Below are 2,731 nucleotides of genomic sequence, written 5' to 3'. Positions count from 1 at the left end.
GGCAGGCGTCGCGCCACTCCAGGGCGGCCCCGGGCGAGGGGGCCAACACGGACACCACGGCGGCGTCGGGCGCGCTCGCCGACAACCCGCGCTCGCGCAGCCCCTCCGACAGCCGCAGCGCGCGGTCACGAACCGCGTCGGCCAGCCGGGGTTCGGCGCGCAGCACGCGCAACGCGGCCAGGGCGGCACCCGCGGAGGCCGGGGCCAGTCCGGTGTCGAAGACGAACGTGCGCGCGGTCTCCACCAGGTGGCGGATCACCCGGCGCGACCCCAGCACCGCACCGCCCTGGGACCCGAGCGACTTGGACAGGGTCACCGACACCGCCACGTCGTCCGCGCCCCGGAGCCCGGCGGCGGTCGCCGTTCCGCTTCCGCCGGGACCCACCACGCCCAGGCCGTGCGCGTCGTCCAGCAGCAGGGCGGCGCCGTGCTCACGGGCCGCGCGCGCCAGGGCCGGCACGTCGGTGAGGTCCCCGTCCACCGAGAACACGGTGTCGCTCAGCAGCAGGGCGCGCCCCTCGGCGGCCGTGAGTTCCTCGGCGGCCCGGTCGGGGTCGGCGTGGTCGAAGAGCGCGACACCCGCCCCCGAGGCCCTGGCCAGACGGGTCGCGTCGATGAGGGACGCGTGGTTGTGCCGGTCGCACACCAGCAGGGGAGGGGGACCGCCGTCGCGTGCGGCCAGCGCGGTGACCATCGCCAGGTTCGCCGTGTACCCCGAGGAGAACACCAGCGCCGCCTCCGCGCCGTAGAAGCCGGCCAGTTCGCGCTCCAACTCCCGGTGGAGGCCGGTGTCCCCGGTGACCAGACGCGATCCGCCCGCGCCCGCGCCCCACACGCGGGCGGCGTCGGCGGCGGCCGCCACCACGTCCGGGTGCCGCAGCATCCCGAGGTAGTCGTTGCCCGCCAGGTCGAGCAGACCGTCCACGGCCGGTCGGGGCGAGGCGCGTCGCGTCAGCCCGATCTCGGCGCGCCTGCGGGCGGCCCCGTCCAACCACGCGAAGGGGTGACCCGAGGGCAGCGTCCGCGCGGAACGCGTGCGGGCCGCGGCGCGCAGCGTCCACGGGCGGCGGGTCGGTGCGGTGGTGACGGGGCTCGGCATACGTGCGGTGGTCTCCTCGGGACGCGGGCGCGGTCGTGGCACACACCCTGGGAGGGACCGACCCAGCGGCGGCCAATCCCGCTGGGGCGGTCCGATCCTCCATGCCAGGGAGGCGCCTACGACTCTGCCGGTCGGAGCGGACGCGCGTCACCCGTGGAAGCCCACAAAGATCCGCGTGGATTCCTGGTAGGACCGTACGGGAACCCCCGGGCGCCCGGAGTGAACAATGGGGCACCATGACCTCGACGCCCTCCGGAACAGGCGGAGACCGGTCCTCCCGGATCCGCGCCGCGGACACCGCCCACCTGTGGCACCCCTACACCACCGTCCCCGCCGGCGAACGACCGTACGTGGTCACCGGAGCCGAGGGGACACGGCTGACCCTGTGGTCGGAGGAGGGCACCCGCCACGTGGTGGACGGGATGTCGTCCTGGTGGTCGGCGATCCACGGCTACCGCCACCCGGTGCTCGACGCCGCCGTGCGCGCGCAGACGGACGCGTTCAGCCACGTCATGTTCGGCGGTCTCACCCACGGGCCCGCCGCCGACCTGGCCGAGGCCCTGGTGGAGATCACCCCCGAACCGCTGGAGCACGTCTTCCTCGCCGACTCCGGCTCGGTGTCGGTGGAGGTCGCCATGAAGATGTGCATGCAGTACCACCGCTCCACCGGGAACCCGGAACGACGCCGCTTCCTCACCTGGCGGGGCGGTTACCACGGCGACACCTTCCACGCCATGAGCGTGTGCGACCCCTCCGGCGGCATGCACTCCCTGTGGGGGGACGTGCTGCCCTCCCAGGTGCACGCGCCCGCGCCGCCCGCCGGGTTCGACACCGAGCCCGACCCCGGGTACGTGGCCGCCTTCGAGCGCCTGGCCGCCGAGCACGCCGACGAACTGGCCGCCGTCATCGTCGAGCCGGTGGTGCAGGGCGCGGGCGGCATGCGCTTCCACCATCCGGGCTACCTGCGGGAGCTGCGGCGGATCGCCGACGAGCACGGCCTGCTGCTGGTGTTCGACGAGATCGCCACGGGCTTCGGCCGCACCGGTGAGCTGTTCGCCGCCGACCACGCCGGGGTCGCACCCGACGTCCTGTGCCTGGGCAAGGCGCTGACCGGCGGCTATCTGACCCTCGCCGCGACCCTGTGCACTGGCGGGGTGGCCCGGGGCATCGCCGAGGGGGAGGTGCCGGTGCTCGCCCACGGGCCCACGTTCATGGGCAACCCGCTGGCCTGCGCGACCGCCCTGGCCTCGGTGGGACTGCTGACCGGGGGCGACTGGAGGGGTGACGTGGCGCGGATCGAGTCCGGCCTGCGCGAGGGCCTGGCCCCCCTCGAAGGGGTCCCGGGCGTGCGGGAGGTGCGCGTGCTCGGCGCCGTCGGCGTGGTCGAACTGGACGCGCCGGTGCGCGTGGGCGAGGCCACCCGGGCCGCGGTGGAGGCGGGGGTGTGGCTGCGGCCCTTCCGCGAGCACGTGTACGCCATGCCGCCCTACGTGTGCACCTCCGAGGACGTGGCCGCCATCGCCGCCGGAATGGTCGCGGCGGTACGGGCCTCCCTTGGGGAGGGGCCGCGGTGAGCGTCCTGGTGGTGACGGGGACCGGTACCGAGGTCGGCAAGACGGTGACCACGGCCGC

2 protein-coding genes and 1 pseudogene (1 of these 3 cut by a window edge) are annotated in these 2,731 nt (G+C 75.2%); 2 read left to right on the top strand and 1 reads right to left on the bottom strand.

Going from position 1 to position 2,731, the window contains the following annotated elements:
- The coding region (locus D455_RS29415) for an aminotransferase class I/II-fold pyridoxal phosphate-dependent enzyme (RefSeq protein ID WP_017569891.1) at positions 1-1,099 on the bottom strand (1,099 nt) is incomplete at its 3' end.
- Between the two features lie 236 nt (positions 1,100-1,335).
- Here D455_RS29415 and D455_RS0106195 point away from each other — a divergent pair.
- Positions 1,336-2,673: an adenosylmethionine--8-amino-7-oxononanoate transaminase gene (locus D455_RS0106195; protein ID WP_017569890.1), complete on the top strand. Its 1,338-nt coding sequence runs from the start codon at positions 1,336-1,338 to the stop codon at positions 2,671-2,673.
- A pseudogene (gene bioD / locus D455_RS29410) lies at positions 2,670-2,731 on the top strand (dethiobiotin synthase) (it continues 687 nt past the right edge of the window). Before D455_RS0106195 ends, bioD begins: the two are co-directional and overlap by 4 nt.

This window comes from Nocardiopsis halotolerans DSM 44410 (assembly GCF_000341065.1).
GTDB lineage: Bacteria > Actinomycetota > Actinomycetes > Streptosporangiales > Streptosporangiaceae > Nocardiopsis > Nocardiopsis halotolerans.
This window is presented reverse-complemented; position numbering and strand designations above follow the sequence as displayed.